This window comes from Streptomyces sp. TRM68367, assembly GCF_014495685.1.
GTDB lineage: Bacteria > Actinomycetota > Actinomycetes > Streptomycetales > Streptomycetaceae > Streptomyces.
Map to the genome: position 1 here is coordinate 200,195 of NZ_JACTVI010000002.1, position 13,976 is coordinate 214,170.

16 protein-coding genes and 1 pseudogene are annotated in these 13,976 nt (G+C 68.2%); 6 read left to right on the forward strand and 11 right to left on the reverse strand.

Annotation, left to right across the window (positions count from 1 at the left end):
* Positions 1-162: 162 nt before the first annotated feature.
* The gene (locus H8R17_RS02380) at positions 163-933 is read left to right on the forward strand and encodes a methyltransferase domain-containing protein (protein WP_187821397.1); all 771 of its coding nucleotides are present in this window, start codon (positions 163-165) and stop codon (positions 931-933) included.
* A gap of 47 nt (positions 934-980) precedes the next feature.
* On the opposite strand, the pseudogene H8R17_RS49050 reads toward H8R17_RS02380, so the two are convergent.
* The 6 genes and pseudogenes from H8R17_RS49050 to H8R17_RS02405 all read right to left on the reverse strand — a co-directional run.
* Positions 981-1,637, reverse strand: a pseudogene (locus H8R17_RS49050) (class F sortase); the annotation flags it as partial.
* Entirely contained in the window at positions 1,565-2,335 is a 771-nt protein-coding gene (locus tag H8R17_RS02385; protein ID WP_187821398.1) for a DUF305 domain-containing protein, read from the reverse strand. The pseudogene H8R17_RS49050 and the gene H8R17_RS02385, both read right to left, overlap by 73 nt.
* Before the next feature lie 552 nt (positions 2,336-2,887).
* Positions 2,888-3,835, reverse strand: a complete 948-nt coding sequence (locus tag H8R17_RS02390) for a metal ABC transporter substrate-binding protein (RefSeq protein WP_187821399.1) — start codon at positions 3,833-3,835, stop codon at positions 2,888-2,890.
* A gap of 174 nt (positions 3,836-4,009) precedes the next feature.
* On the reverse strand, positions 4,010-4,822 hold the full coding sequence (locus H8R17_RS02395) for an aminoglycoside adenylyltransferase domain-containing protein (protein ID WP_187821400.1): 813 nt from the start codon (positions 4,820-4,822) through the stop codon (positions 4,010-4,012).
* A gap of 67 nt (positions 4,823-4,889) precedes the next feature.
* Positions 4,890-6,017, reverse strand: a complete 1,128-nt coding sequence (locus H8R17_RS02400; RefSeq protein WP_187821401.1) for a HoxN/HupN/NixA family nickel/cobalt transporter — start codon at positions 6,015-6,017, stop codon at positions 4,890-4,892.
* Between the two features lie 139 nt (positions 6,018-6,156).
* A complete protein-coding gene (locus tag H8R17_RS02405) occupies positions 6,157-6,822 on the reverse strand; it encodes a TetR/AcrR family transcriptional regulator (protein WP_187821402.1) in 666 nt (221 codons plus the stop codon).
* Positions 6,823-6,941: 119 nt separating this feature from the next.
* Here H8R17_RS02405 and H8R17_RS02410 point away from each other — a divergent pair, with 119 nt between their 5' ends.
* Both H8R17_RS02410 and H8R17_RS02415 read left to right on the forward strand, forming a co-directional pair.
* Positions 6,942-7,109, forward strand: a complete 168-nt coding sequence (locus H8R17_RS02410; protein WP_223124536.1) for a hypothetical protein — start codon at positions 6,942-6,944, stop codon at positions 7,107-7,109.
* A 5-nt stretch (positions 7,110-7,114) separates the two neighbouring features.
* A complete protein-coding gene (locus H8R17_RS02415; protein ID WP_262504931.1) occupies positions 7,115-7,681 on the forward strand; it encodes a hypothetical protein in 567 nt (188 codons plus the stop codon).
* A 252-nt stretch (positions 7,682-7,933) separates the two neighbouring features.
* Here H8R17_RS02415 and H8R17_RS02420 read toward each other — a convergent pair whose 3' ends face one another.
* The 5 genes from H8R17_RS02420 to H8R17_RS02440 form a co-directional block, all read right to left on the reverse strand.
* Positions 7,934-8,803: a F510_1955 family glycosylhydrolase gene (locus H8R17_RS02420; protein ID WP_187821404.1), complete on the reverse strand. Its 870-nt coding sequence runs from the start codon at positions 8,801-8,803 to the stop codon at positions 7,934-7,936.
* 32 nt (positions 8,804-8,835) lie between these two features.
* Positions 8,836-9,861, reverse strand: coding sequence for a C40 family peptidase (locus tag H8R17_RS02425; RefSeq protein WP_187821405.1), 1,026 nt, complete (start codon positions 9,859-9,861; stop codon positions 8,836-8,838).
* Positions 9,862-10,094: 233 nt separating this feature from the next.
* Positions 10,095-11,006, reverse strand: coding sequence for a M56 family metallopeptidase (locus tag H8R17_RS02430; RefSeq protein ID WP_187821406.1), 912 nt, complete (start codon positions 11,004-11,006; stop codon positions 10,095-10,097).
* Positions 11,003-11,377: a BlaI/MecI/CopY family transcriptional regulator gene (locus H8R17_RS02435; RefSeq protein WP_187821407.1), complete on the reverse strand. Its 375-nt coding sequence runs from the start codon at positions 11,375-11,377 to the stop codon at positions 11,003-11,005. The genes H8R17_RS02430 and H8R17_RS02435 overlap by 4 nt, the downstream gene beginning before the upstream one ends.
* Before the next feature lie 100 nt (positions 11,378-11,477).
* On the reverse strand, positions 11,478-11,681 hold the full coding sequence (locus H8R17_RS02440) for a heavy-metal-associated domain-containing protein (protein ID WP_187821408.1): 204 nt from the start codon (positions 11,679-11,681) through the stop codon (positions 11,478-11,480).
* A gap of 110 nt (positions 11,682-11,791) precedes the next feature.
* Here H8R17_RS02440 and H8R17_RS02445 point away from each other — a divergent pair, with 110 nt between their 5' ends.
* The 3 genes from H8R17_RS02445 to H8R17_RS02455 all read left to right on the forward strand — a co-directional run bounded on the left by H8R17_RS02445 (position 11,792) and on the right by H8R17_RS02455 (position 13,634).
* Positions 11,792-12,205, forward strand: coding sequence for a DUF6153 family protein (locus tag H8R17_RS02445; RefSeq protein WP_316959284.1), 414 nt, complete (start codon positions 11,792-11,794; stop codon positions 12,203-12,205).
* A gap of 86 nt (positions 12,206-12,291) precedes the next feature.
* Entirely contained in the window at positions 12,292-12,930 is a 639-nt protein-coding gene (locus H8R17_RS02450; RefSeq protein WP_187821410.1) for a DUF305 domain-containing protein, read from the forward strand.
* Positions 12,931-13,166: 236 nt separating this feature from the next.
* Positions 13,167-13,634 (forward strand): DUF6153 family protein, encoded by a 468-nt coding sequence (locus H8R17_RS02455; RefSeq protein ID WP_187821411.1) that lies wholly within the window; start codon positions 13,167-13,169, stop codon positions 13,632-13,634.
* Positions 13,635-13,976: the final 342 nt, after the last annotated feature.

Consider the following 13,976-nt stretch of genomic DNA (forward strand, 5'->3'; position numbering starts at 1 on the left):
GCGTGCGGATCGGTCATGGGGAAACAGTAGCCCGAAGTGCTAAGTAATTTAGTAGGGTGGCGTTCCCTCGATGGGTGATTGGGAGCGGGGGTGCGAAAGAGGTGCGCCCGGCGGGCGGGCGCCTGCTGACGGCGAGGGTGGAGACGACCTGGGGGATGCCTGATGAGGGCAGCAGGCAGGAAAACGTCAGTATTGAAGTCGGGGGTCAAGCGGCTCTTGGGACGTGCTGGATTCGACATCGTGCGCAGCACCAACAACCTGGGTGGCGTCGACGACTTCATCCCGTTCGAGGCAACGGTGCGGGCTGCACGGGCGGCCGGTCTGTCGGTCGGTGACTACATCGACGAGGTCATGAACGGGACGCCTGGCGCCACCCAGTCCACCATCGATGAACTCCGCTCTCTCGGCGTCTTCGCTGCCAACCCGAACACGGTGCTGGAGATCGGTCCCGGGTCCGGACGGTACCTGGAGAAGACGCTGAAGGAGTGTTCACCAGACCGCTACGAGATCTATGAGACGGCAGCGCCCTGGGCCGCCTACCTAATGGACACATTCAGCGTGGTCGCCCAACCGACCGCAGGATGCAGTCTCGCTCCGACACCCGACGGCAGCATCGACCTCGTTCAGGCCCATAAGGTCTTCAACACTGTGACCTTCCTCTGCGCCTCCCGCTACTTCTTCGAGATGGCACGCGTCACGCGACCCGGTGGTCGGATCGTCTTCGACGTGATGACAGAGACCTGCCTGGACCCGGCCGCGGTACGCGCTTGGGCGGCTCAGGGCGGCGCGGGGCACGGCTCCTACCCAGCCGCCATGCCTCGCCGGACATGTGTGGACCTCTTCTCGACCCTCGGCTGCAGCCTGGAGGCCAGTTTCCTGGCGCCCATGGGTGTCGCCTCCACGGAGGTGCTTGTCTTCGGCAAGGGGGCCTGACCCTCAGAAGGCTTCCGCTTGTCAATGGGCGGGGCCGGGGTGGCGTCGACGTATAGGCGGTCGCGGTAGCCGCTGCCGTGGCGGTAGGGCCCGGTGCAGGTGACCAGCACGAGCCGGGGCGCCCCGGTGGTGATGATGAACTCGCCCGGGAGCGCGGCGCCGCGGCGCACGGTGACTGCCCTCACTCGGTAGCCCACAGTGCCAGCCGGGGTGGTGACTGTGACCCGGTCGCCCGGCTTGGCCCGGGTCAGGGGCGCGAAGACGGCAGCCCCGCGCCGGGTGTCGAGATGCCCGGCGATGACGGTGCTGCCCTGCCGGCTGCCCGGCGGAGCGGTGTCCTTCCACCAGCCGGCCGCCTTGCCGTCAATGGGCACGGCCAGGCGCCCATCGGCCCCCGCCGCGACAGGCACCACCGCCGCATCCAGACCCACCCGGAGCAGAGTCAGACGTACCGGTACCCGACCCGCCGCCGAGGTCGTGTGGGCAGTGGACCGCTGGGGCGGCACCGGCAAGAGCGATGACGCCCCAGCGGTGACGGCAGGGCGCGCCGGGACGCTGGCGGCCGCCAATGCGACGACCCAGAGCGACAGTGTGGCCAGCGCCCACAGGGTGTGCCCGGCGCGCCCGCCGGTCACTGGCGGCGCAGGCGCCGACTCACAGCGGCGGTGCCCAGTGCCGCGGCCACGCCGCCGACGGCCAGCCACCCGGCCCCGCCGGTGCCGGCGCTGTCGGAGCCGACGGTGGCCAGGCCGCCGTTGCCGGTGTCGACGGTGATCGGCTTACCCGCGATGACCGCCTCGAACTTGCCGATCTCCTCAGTCTGGGTCTGGTACATCGTGTCGCACATGGCGCGCAGCTCGCCGTGCTCGGCGTGCTTGCGGCACTTGTCCGCATCGGGCAGGAACTCGCGGTGGTGCTGGGCGAAGTCGCGGGAGAGCTCCACGTCGAAGGTGCGGCCCGACAGGCCCGAAAGCCTGTCCAGCATCGGCTTGGTCTCAGGCGGCACGCTCGGCGTCTCATCGGTGCCGTACCAGTTCTTCAACCACGAACGCATCGTGGCGATCTCCTCGGACTGCGTGTCCTTGATCTCCGAGCAGAGGCCCTTCAGATGCGCCCGCGTCGCCTTTTGCACACACAGCTCGGCCATGCGGACACCGCCGAAGTGATGGTCGACGGTCATGGCGAGGAACTCTTTTTCGTTGAACTCGCTGTCGTCGTCCGCGACAGCGGCGGGCGCTGCCGCAAGGGCGAGGCCGACGGTCATCAGCGCGGCCGCACCCACACGGCTCGCGGATATTATCCGGCGGTTCATGCAGACTCCGATCGATCGGTCGGTAGCACGGTGCTGAAAGCCGATTTCCTCGCAACCGGTCGGTAACTGACGCCGGGCCGTGCGATTCACCCGAACGCCCGGCGTGTCCCACTCGCCCAGCGGTCCGCAACGGCTTCCTAGGTGCTCCGCTGTTCGGCGACTCTTCGACCCCGAGCCCGTATGGATCAGTGCTGCCGGCCAGTTCGGCGAGGCGTTGCCTCCCCAGGCGGAAGGAGGCATTCCTCGGCGGCGGATTCCAGGGCGTTCGCCGTATCAGCCCGAAATCCGCGGACCTCGCTGTCGACGGGGTGCCATACGTGCTTCGACCTTGTGGACGGAGGACGGCAGGGCTTTGTGGGTAGAGGTTGTTGCATGCCCGTTGGCCTGGAGTACCCGCTCGCGTGCGTCGGCCCGCCTCGCGTAGTCAGTCTGCCGTCGCCTGCGGGACGAGTTGACGTCGATGGCCCTCAGGGGTTCCTGCGCCGCGCCCCGCGTCCGCGGACGGGGCGGGAGCACCGCCTCCGGGGTCATACCGCCACTCTCAGCGAGGCCCGGCACCGGGAACCGGGGCGCGAGCCGAGAGCGGTCCGATCCCTGGCCGGATCGACGCGGTTCTTACGGCTCGCGCCTCCTGCGAACACGTCACTTCGTGCCGAGGGCTTTCTGTAGCGAGGTGAGGTTGGCTTCCATGACCTCGACGTAGTCATCACCGCGGGACTGCTCGGTGATTCCCTCGACGGGGTCGAGGAGATCGGTCTTCAGGCCGGTGTCCTCGGCGAGGGTCTTCGCCGTCCTGTCACTGGCGAGGGTCTCGAAGAAGACCGTGGTGACCTTGTCGCGCTCGGCGATCTCCTGGAGCTCCTTGATGCGGGCGGGGCTGGGCTCGGACTCGGGGTCCAGTCCGGCGATGCCCTGCTGTTCCAGGCCGTACCGCTGGGCGAGGTAGCCGAACGCGGTGTGGGAGGTGATGAAGACCTTGCCCGCGGAGTTCTTCAGGCCATCGGTGAACTTGGTGTTGAGGCCGTCGAGCTTGTCGACCAGCGCGTCGGTGTTCTTCCTGTAGTCGGCGGCGTTGTCCGGGTCGGCCTTCTCCAGGGCCGCGCCGACGCCCTTGGCGATCTCGGCGTATTTCACCGGGTCCAGCCAGACGTGCGGGTCGAGCGACGAGCCCGTGCCGCCCTCCTCCTCGTCCTCGTCGTTCGCCGTGCCGAGGTCCTCCAGAGTGGTGAGGGCTGTGGCGTCGACGGCGTTCTTCACGCCGGACTGGTCGATGGCCTCGTCGACGGCGGGCTGGAGGTCCTTGAGATAGACGACGAGGTCGCTGTCGCCGATCTGAGCGGTCTGCTGCGGCGTGAGTTCCAGGTCGTGCGGTTCGACGCCGGGCTTGGTGAGAGTCGTGACGGAGACGTGATCGCGCCCGATTTCTTCCGCGAGGTACTGCATGGGGTAGAACGACGCCACCACGTCGACCGTGCCGCCGTCCTCGCGGTCGGCGGCGGTGTCGGAGGTGGAGCAGGCGGACAGGCCGACGAGGGTGAGCGTCACGGCTGAGATGACGGCAGCGGTAGGTATGGGGAGTCGTACGGTCATGAAGCCCAACCCTCAAGCAAAATGGCAACCATTGTCAATAGCAGCTACTAAGCTATTTCGAGGACTGGTAGATGACTGTCGGACTGAAGCCCTCTGGAGAGGGCTCGGAGGTGCGCAGGTGCCCAGGCTGCGGGAATTCATCCTCATGGAGGGTGTCCCTCTCCACGAAACTACTTAGGAGGCATGCACATTTTGCTGGGCGTCACGGATGGCCATGTCGATGAACGCGAGCGCCGCGGATCGGCGTTCGAAGGGGTTGCGGTACAGCGACCGTGTGGACGTGGAGCTCCTGATGCGCAGGCACTCCTCCACGATCTGCTGCCAGTCGTCGTCGAACCTCGTGAGCGCGTACTCTCCGGCCCCTCGCTTCGACGTGATCCGGCCCGTGGTCAGGGTGTAGTGCAGGCGGCTGACGCCGAGGACGCCCCAGGCCGGTCCCCAACTGCCCAGACAGGCAAGGCCCGGTGGAGAGGGAAGCCGTGACGCACGCCGCCACCAGGGTTCCCAATAGTCAGCAAGGTTCCCGCGCGTCCATCCGGCGAGGCCGGCGGGGTCCGTATGGATGTCGATGGCGCCCGGGAGCGGCCCGCGCAGGGCGGTGCCGTGGTCGGCCAGGGTGTGCCAGGTCACGGGGTGGCGGTCACCGTGGGACGTGCGGCTGAACCTGTGCTCGTGGACGTGCGGACCGGGTACAGCCAGCAGCGGGTCCGCGGCGAGCTCGTCCCACGTGACGTACGAGCCGTCGAAGCAGGGGCGGGGATACGCGTCCGCCACATGCGCGTGAACCCGCTCCAGAGCGGTGAGTTGGCGGTCGTTCGGGGGAGCCGCCGTTACGGCCACGAAGTCGATGTCGCTGGCCCCGGGATGGAAGTCGCGCAGAGCCACGGAGCCCACGAGGTACAGGCCTTGGACCAGCCCCGGGAGCGCCGTGTCAACGGCGTGCACGTAGGTCTGGACGACCACGTAGACGGAAGGATCCAGAATCATAGGAGCAGAGGGTGCGCCTCAGTCGTCGTCGGCGCCAGTGTGCATTCCCCGTCCCGTGCGGAGTCGGTCAGTCCTCTTCTGCGATGCGGGGCCTGAGTGCCCACTTCTCCTCGATGCGGCCGTACCGCCAGATCAGCAGCGCGGCGGCCCAGGTGACGACGAAGAGCAGGACGACGGCGTACCCGACGCTGTTGAGATCGATGCGGCCGATCCACTCCCAGAACGCGCCATGCAGAGAAAGCTTCTCCGCGGCGATCGACAGCAGCTCGACCGTGCCGATGAGCAGCGCGGCGGCCACTGACAGGCCGGTGATGGTGATGTTGTAGAAGACCTTGCGGACCGGGTTGGAGAAGGCCCAGGAGTACGCGAAGTTCATGAACGAGCCGTCGATCGTGTCGAGCAAGCTCATCCCGGCCGCGAACAGCACCGGCAGGCAGAGGATCGCGTACCAGGGGATGCCGGCGCCTGCCGCGCCCGCCGCCAGGAAGAGGAGCGAGACCTCGGTTGCGGTGTCGAAGCCGAGACCGAAGAGGAAGCCCAGCGGGTACATGTGCCAGGGCTTGCCGACAGCTCGCGTCGCCCGCCCCAGGATGCGGCTCATCAGCCCGCCGCCGGCGGTGAGCTGTGCCTCCAGGTCGGCCTCGCTGTGGCGACCGGCCCGCATCCGGCGGAAGACGCGCAGGATGCCGATCAGCGCAACGAGGTTGAAAGCGGCGATGACGTAGAGGAAGACCCCCGAGACGGACGTGCCTATGAGGCCGAGCGTCTGCTGCAGCGCGGAGCCGTCATCCTGCACCGGACCGGCGAGGGAGCGCACACCGAGCGCGAAGAGCAGGGCGAGCAGGAAGACGACGGTCGAGTGCCCGAGGGAGAACCAGAAGCCCACGGACAATGGGCGCTGCCCGTCGGAGATCAGCTTGCGGGTGGTGTTGTCGATCGCGGCGATGTGGTCCGCGTCGAAGGCGTGCCGCATGCCGAGGATGTACGCGGTGACGCCGAGGCCGACGCCGAACGCGCCCTGGCTGCCCAGGTCGAAGTGCTGGGGGACGACGACGAGCAGCAGCGTGCCCCAGCCGATGACATGCAAGGCGATGATCGCGGCGGCCAGTCCGCCGGCCCGGGCCCATTCGCGCGGGGTGAGTGCTCCGCGTACGCGCCGGACGAGGCCGGGCTGGGGGTGGGGCGCAACGGTCATAGTCGTGTCCTTGATCCGGGGCGTGCTTACATCGCACTCCATTCTCTATGGCACTTAGTAGTTAGGTGCAAAAGGATTGCAATAACTTCGCCGAGGCTGCTGCCCAGGCTGATGCGGAGCCGCGGGAAGAGGGGGCGAGTCAGTGCCCTGAGTGCCCTTGCCCTGAGTGCCCTGCGTGGCGGCCGTGGTGCTCGTGCCGGCTCGCCGGCTTCCGGTCCTCCGGCATGGGGTGTCCGTCGCGCAGCCCGGACAGGGTCACCGTGACGAGCCGGTCGGCCGCCGCTTCGGAGGGTAGAGCGGCAGCGGCCGTGAGGGCGTGGAGGCAGTACGTAGCCAGCTCATCGGGCGCGATGTCGTCACGGAAGACACCGATCTGCGCACCCTCGGCCAGCAGGTCCCGGACCATGCCGTGGAGCTGCTGCTGGGCTCGGACGACGCGCTCGTCCCGGTGAAGGAACGCCGAGAGTTCGGTGCCGTGGTGCCCGCGGGACTGGCGTGAGATGTGAGCGAACGCCCTCAGGACCGCCTCGAGTTGTTCGCCGGCTCCATCGGTCTGATCGCGGACCTCCGCCAGCTGTCCCAGGTGTTCGGTGATCTGGCGGTCGTGCCAGGCGAGCAGGATCGCCTCGACGTCCGGGAAGTACTTGTACAGCGTGGCCCGTCCGATGCCGGCCTTCTCGGCGATCTGCGACATCGTCACCGACCGCAGGCCGTGCTCGGCGGCCAGCTCCGCGGTGGTGTTCAGGATCGCGTCGCGCACGGCGCGGCGGTGCGCCTCGATCGTCTCGTTCCACAGCTTCGGCACTGGGCCAGTGTACGTGGCGGCGATGTCGATACGCCCTGGTTGACATCGTAGACATCGTGTCTCGTAAACTGCGGCTGCTGCGAATCGCATGACATCCACGCACCGTGAGGGACACGCACATGGCCGACTCACCTTCTCGCCCCGACGCCGCCAGTCATGGGCCCGGACCCGCGGCGCATCCCGGCATGCCGCGCTGGGCGAAGACGCTCGCGATCGCCGCCAGTGCCGCCCTGCTTGTGGCGTTCGTGCTCATGCACGTGCTCGGCGGCAGCATGGGAAACCACTGATCGCGATGACCATGAACCCTCGCCTCCGCAAGTTCGCGCTCACCGCGCACGTCATTTCGTCGGTCGGCTGGCTCGGTGCCGTCGTCGTCTTCCTCGCCCTCGCCGTAGCCGGTCTGACCAGTCAGAACGCCCAGACGGTGCGCGGCGCCTATCTCGCGATGGAGCTGACCGGCTGGCTGGTCCTGGTCCCGTTGAGCCTCGCCTCACTGCTCACCGGGGTTGTCCAGGCCCTGGGTACCTCGTGGGGCCTGTTCCGCCACTACTGGGTCCTGTTCAAGCTGCTGATCACCGTTGTCGCGACCATTCTGCTGCTGGTGCACATGCAGGTGGCCGGCCACGTCGCCGATGTCGCAGCCGAGACGAACCTGTCCAGTAGCGATCTCGTCGGGATGAGAATCCAGCTGCTGGCCGACGCCGCCGCTGCCCTGCTGGTACTGCTCGTGGCCGTCACGCTGTCGGTGTACAAGCCGAGGGGCCTGACCCGTTACGGATGGCGCAAGCAGCACGAGCCGCGAGTCCAGAAGCAGCCCGCAGCCCGAGGCGACCAGGCAGCAGGTCTGACCGTCTCCTGATACCGGGACAAGGTAAACGCGCCTGGCCTGCAACCGCCGAGGCCTGTCTTCCGGAGGCCGTCGACCGGGCGCACCTCGCCTGGAGTGGTACGACGAAATGGGGGGCGGGGATCAGTCTGGTGCCGCTTCGATCAGCGAGAACGCGGAGGGAGGCGGCAGCGGAGTGACGCCGGTGAGGGAGAAGGCCGGTGGGCTCGCGCAGGTCCTCGAAGTCCGCGCGGAAGGGGTGCCTGTCGGCCTTCGAAGCTGGGGTCAAGAAGCAAGCGGCGCCAGCTCGGAGAAGGTCTTGCCGCCGTCACGCGATTCGTACAGGCCCGTCATCGTCGCGGCGAGGATGTGGTTGGCGTTCACGGCGGTCAATGCCTGGGGCTGCCCGCCGGGCACGGTCGTGAGCTCCTTCCACGTCTTGCCGCCGTCCGCGCTGCTGCTCAGCTTCCCGGACGTGCCGATGCCGAAGAGAGACTTCTCCGAGGGCCAGGACACAAACGCCTGGACCGGCTCGGCACCCTTGCCGAAGGTACGGCCGCCGTCGGTGCTGGTGACGACGCCGTCCGCGGTGGTGGCCAGCAGCTTGTCCCCGGAGGGGTTCACCGCGAGGTCGAGGGCGTTCAGCGTCGCCCGGTCGTCCCAGCTCTTGAGGTCGCCACTGACCCGGATGCGTCCGCCCTCGTATCCGTAGACGGTGCCCTTGGCCGAGTCCAGGGAGTGGAAGTCGGCCTCCCCGGACAGGGACCGGGACGACCAGGTGCGGCCCGCGTCCTTGGTTTCGATCAGGCCGACGTTGCCGGGACGGTCGCTGCCCGGGGCGCCGTGTCCGCTGGCGACGAAGGTGTTCTCGCCGATCACGGTGAAGCCCATGAAGTCGTCCTTGCGGTCGCCGACGAGTTTCGGCTCCTGTCCCTTGGCCACGGTGTAGAGGCCGCTGTGGGTGGCGACGTAGACGCGTCCGTCAGCGGGATCGACGCCCAGGCCATGCACATGGGACAGCGCCCCCGACGACTGCGATGCATTCGCTGCGGCATCCGTGTCGGAAGAGCCGCCTCCGCAGGCGGCGAGGACCAGAGCGGCGACGGACGCGCCCGCGATGGCGAGCACGGGGCGGATGGCGGGGCGTGCGGTCACGGAAGTTCCTGTGGTGGTACGGCGATTGGCGTTCAGGGCCTGCTGGCGGCGAAGAACGGCATGGAGTCCAGCGGGACGATCTCCACATTCTTGCCGGTACGGGGCGCGTGGATGGCCTTGCCGTTGCCGACGTACATGCCGTTGTGCTGGGTGCTGTTGTACCAGTAGATGATGTCGCCGGGCTGCAGATCCGACTTGGCTACTTTACGACCGGCGTCGTACTGCTGTTGGACGGTACGCGGCAGTGAGACGCCCGCCGCGCGCCAGGCGGCGCCGGTCAGTCCCGAGCAGTCGTAGGAGTTGGGGCCGGTCGCGCCCCACTCGTAGGGCTTGCCGAGCTGCGCGTACGCGAAGTCCAGCGCGACCTTGCCGCGGCCGCTGGCCGGGCCGTTGTAGGTGGCCGGCGCGTCGCTGGCACCCGCGGCGGCGTCCTCACGCTCCTGATCGGCTTCCATCTTGGCGCGCTGGGCGGCGGTCAGGCTGTTGAGGAGCTTGCGCGCCTTCGTGAGCTTGTCCTGGACCTCGTCCTTCGTCTTGGCGGCCTTGGTGCGGGTCTCCTCCAGGGCCTTCAGGCGCGTCTGGGCGGCCAGGCGCTCCTGCGTGAGTTCGCGCTGCTTGTCCTGCATCGCGCTCAGCGCTTCGGCCTGCCGGTTGCTCGTACGGTCGAGTATCTGGGCCTTGTCGAGGTAGTCGTCCGGATCGCCCGACAGGAAGAGCTGCACGCTCGGGTCGATGCCGCCGCTGCGGTACTGCGCGGCCGCCAGCGGGCCTATCTTGTCGCGCAGCTCGTTGATCTCCTGCTGCTTGCGGGCCAGCCGGTCCTGCGCGCGGTCGGCCTCGCGCTGCAGTTTCTTCTGCTTCTCGCGGATGGCGTTGTACTCCTCGGTGGGGGCCTCGGCCTCCTCGTAAAGCCGCTCCACCTCCTCGCGCACTTCCTCCACGGTGGGGTTGGGGGCCGCCTGGCTCTGCGTCGGCAGCAGGCTGACCGCGCCGGCCGCCATGCCGAGGGTGGCTATTCGAGCACGGCTGGGCGGTTTCGGCCGCCGGTGCGATCCCATCGTGGGGTGACTCCTCTGCGCGTCTGTGGACCGAGCGACGGACTCTGTCCTGTCCGTCGGGCCGAGGCCAGTCAGCTTCGGCACTGTCCCCGTAGACCGGACGCTGGGCGCGGACCCCAGCCCGCGCCCAGCGCCGCATTCATCGAGCGGGTTAGAACTTAGTAGCTTCGTATTACGCATCGCAAGTGAACCCGAGCCACAGCGGCCTCACGAGGAGCTGAAAAGTCCCGGCGTCAGCCGAGACCTGGCGGGCAGGCGACCAGCAGCGGCAGCAGTGGCACCGTCACGACCGCAGCCGCCGCGGAACCCCACAGGGCGGGGTGCGGGGCCTTGCGGGGGCCGAGGACTCGCTTCAGGCGGATCAGGACGTTCTGGCCGCCTGCCGCCAGCGCGCCCTTCGGAGTGCGGGCCGAGGCCATCTCGTACATCGCCGTGGCCAGCACCTCGTGGGAGTGGCTTCGCAGTGCGCGGTCGTCCGCGATCATCTCCAGCAGGAGCGCTGTCTGCTCCCGGGCATGGCGGGCCAGCGGCAGCCACCGGAACACCGAGTAGAACGCTTCCACGGCGGCCAGGAACAGGTGGTGGCGACCCGCGATGTGGGCCTGCTCGTGCTCCAGTACGGCGGCGAGCTGCTCGGGCGTCAGTTCGCGTACGGCCGCGTCGCTGATCACGATCCGGGGATCACGGCCGGGCAGACAGTAGGCGGCGGGCACGTCGTACGGCAGGACGGTGGCGCTCAGCCGGGCCGAGTGGCGGCCCACCAGGTCGACGGCATCCCGGTGCTCTGTCCGCACCCGACGGGCTCGTACGACATGGAAGACGAAGCTTGCCACCAGGGCGATCCCGATCGCGGCGGGGACGCCGACGGCAAGCCGGTCCGCGGTGTTCGGGTCGGGCTGAGCCGTGCCCACGTCCAGTCCGCAGGTGTGCAGCAGGCCCACCAGGCCCGCGTGCAGGTGTTCGGCCGGCGTGGCCAGGCTGTACGCGGCGAGCGCGGCCCCGATCGAGAAGGAGACCGCCAGGGCGTGCCACACCGCTGCCGCCAGCGCGGGGGCCCGGTGCTGCCAGCTGCCGCGCAGCATGAGGCGCGGGGCGACGAACCCCACCGCTGCCGTGTAGCCGACCAGGGCCGGCGCCGCGTTCACGGGTTCGCCTTGTCCTGTCGTCCCGCGGTCCGCAGGGCCTTGCGCAGGGCGGCCATCTCGTCATCGGACATGTTCGAGACGAATTCGACCAGCGCGGCCGGGCGGTCCTTGCTCTCTCCCAAACCGTCCTCCATGAGTGCGGCGGCGTACGCCTCTCGGCTGCGCACAGGTGTGTACAGCCAGGCGCGACCCTGCTTGCCCCGCAGCAGCCAGCCCTTGGAATACAGGATGTTGGTGACGGTCATCACCGTGGTGTACGCGACGGGACGGGTCTTGTTGATGTCATCGACTATGTCGCGCACGGTCGCCGGACGGTTCCACGTCCAGAGACGATCCATGATCTCTGCCTCGAGATCTCCCAGCCGTCGCATCGCCCTGACTTCCCTTCGCCACCGAGTACGCAAGGCCATAGTAGACGGCCGCTCGGTCGGGCTTTCGGTGCGAGGTGAAACGTCACGCCCGCCCGGTGAGTTAGTAACCCGCCTCGTCGATCGCCTCGCGCACCCGGGTGTCGTCGAGCGAGGTGGTGGACGTCACGGTGACCCGGCCCGTGGAGACGTCGACCTGTACGTCGACGACGGTCTCGAGTGTCGAGACCTCTTCCTTAACGGCATTCTCGCAGTGGCTGCACGTCATGCCGGACACGGAATACTCGGTCGTCAATACGTCGGACATGGTTCCTCCCGCCGAGAGCTATAATACCCTGGGCGGGTATCACGTCTCCGTGTCTACTCTCGTGGCCTCCGGGATGCAAGAGGCTGATGATCTATGCCTACGATGAGGCCGTGACCCGCTTCGGACAGCTCGCTCGACCGCACTCGACGGTGCGGTCCGGTGGGCTGCTCGTCTGCGCCCTGCTGCTGGGCCTGCTCGGCATGCACGGACTCGGGCCGGTTCCCGAGGTCACCGCTGCCTCGGGGCACGACCGGATGGTGTCGGTCGCGCACACGGACGTCATGGCATCGATGCCGGGCGAGTGCGATCACGGCGAGGGCGGTTGTCCGGGCCACACGGATCATGCCGACGCGACCTGTGCTTCGGCGTCCGTCGCCGGAGGCCCCGTGGTGGCACCGGCGCTCCTGCCCGACGTGGCGGCCTGCGCCGGCGCGGTGAACGTGCCTGCCTCTTCGGCCGGCAGCGATCCCGACGGCGGCCGCGCTCCGCCCTCACTCTCCGAACTCCAGCTCCTGCGGATATAGAGCGACCCGCGCGACGCCGTACGCCCACAGGGGCGGCGCCGCGTTCCGGTATGCCCCTCACAGATCCGAACGCAGGAGTTCACTTCATGACCGCACACCGCAAGCTCATCCGCCGTACCGCTCTCGCCGCCACCGCAGGAGTGGCAGCCCTCGTGCTCTCCGCCTGTGGCGGCGGAGGGCACGACATGGGGTCCATGGGCTCCGACTCCGCCAGCCCGTCCACGTCCGCCTCGGCTGAGGCCGGCAAGCACAACGACGCCGACGTCTCCTTCGCCACGGAGATGATCCAGCACCACCGTCAGGCCGTCGAGATGGCCGACCTGGCTGCCGACCGCGCCTCTTCGCAGGAGGTCAAGGACCTCGCCACGAAGATCAAGGGGGCGCAGGACCCGGAGATCAAGGCCATGTCCGGCTGGCTCACCTCGTGGGGCGAGGAGGTCCCCGCGGACATGTCCGGCATGGAGGGTCACGACATGGGTGACATGTCGTCCATGCCCGGCATGATGAGCAGCGAGGACATGGACAAGCTGGAGAAGGCCTCCGGCGCCGAGTTCGACAAGATGTTCCTCGAAATGATGGTCGAGCACCACGAGGGTGCCATCACGATGGCCAAGACGGAGAAGGCCAACGGCGAGTACGGTCCCGCCGTGAAGCTCGCGGACGACGTGATCACGGCCCAGACCGCCGAGATCGAGCAGATGAACAAGATGCTCGGCAAGAGCTGACGCAGCGGCAGAAACGGTGCGGCCGGGCGGTGCATACTGCCGTCCGGCCATGCCGTTTTTCTGTTCCCGGAGGACGTCTCGCGGGGCCGAACAAGGCGTTTGCGAACGATGAAGTCCCCAGCCGTTAGGTGTGATTGGTCCCATCGGGTGACCCTGACACCGTCATGTGGCTGGGTTCACGCGATGTTCTCTTGAGACGGCGTGCCAGGGCCTCGCGATCAGGTTAGGATCACAACGTGATTACGGCCTTGTCTCCTTCTCGTATGCCGAGGAGCCGCTCATCAGCGGCTTTGTGGCGTGTGCTGGGGCTGGGCCTGTTCCTCTTCGGTCTGCTGTATACGCATGCCGTCAGCCCTGACACGACGGTGAGTCACCTCGCCTCCGACAAGGGCGTCTCGGCGTCGGGCGTCCATTTCGAGCCAAGTGCCGAACATGAGAACGTTGCGAGTGCCACGGCGATGCAGGTGGCGGATGAGCAGCCGGACGGCCATCACGACGGCCACGGACAGCAGCACGCCGATGCGGACTGTGCGATGGGGCAGCCTTCCCAGGGGCCCGCTGTGTCTGTGCCCTGCCTGTCTCCGCTGAGCTCGGAGAGCGGCGACGAGGCGCCCGGCTTCGCGCCCGCCCGTCACGCCACCGCGGCACGGGACTTCGCGGCCCCGAGAACCCAAGCGGCGGACTCCGCGGTTCTTCGTATCTAGGTCAGCGCCTTCCGAACCGGTCGACCCTTACCGGGATTTCTGGACTCGGCCCAAGGCCGCGTCACGTCTTCTCCCGGCGACCGGTCCATGGCGTCTGACCTCCTGCGCACAGCGCCCCACAGCGTGGCGCGGGGATGGTCGACGGCTCTCTTCCCTCACCCCCCACCGATCCCTGCCTTGACCGGGAGAGTTCCCGTACGGGCGGTGACCGCCGCGCGGAGGATCTGTGCCGCCCACCCTTGCCCTTTCCCGTGCCGACGCCTCATGCGTACGTCCGCTTCGGAGGAGCCGGCTCGTCCGGGTCACGCTGTACGCCCTGCTGTTCGTGCTGCTGACGTGCCT